Raw genomic sequence first — 238 nt, forward strand, 5'->3', positions numbered from 1 at the left:
TCAGTTGAAGCAAGTGGTGCAGAAGCTGTTGTTGTAAAGCGTATAGAGCAACTTGAAGAGATTGATGGTCTTATTTTACCAGGCGGTGAAAGCACAACAATGCGCCGTCTTATTGATAAGTATGCTTTCATGGTACCACTTCGTACATTTGCAAAGTCTGGTAAACCAATGTTTGGTACATGTGCAGGGATGATTCTTCTTGCGAAAACACTTATTGGCTATGAAGCAGCACATATTG

General features: G+C 41.2%; 1 protein-coding gene. It reads left to right on the forward strand.

Features of this window, described 5'->3' with window-relative positions; translation table 11 throughout:
- Positions 1–238: pyridoxal 5'-phosphate synthase glutaminase subunit PdxT (pdxT, locus tag KVT27_RS26060; RefSeq protein WP_217582320.1), on the forward strand; the 238-nt coding region annotated here is incomplete at both ends.

It is taken from the genome of Lysinibacillus sp. GbtcB16, assembly GCF_019091145.1.
In the GTDB taxonomy this organism is placed as follows: Bacteria; Bacillota; Bacilli; order Bacillales_A; family Planococcaceae; genus Lysinibacillus; species Lysinibacillus fusiformis.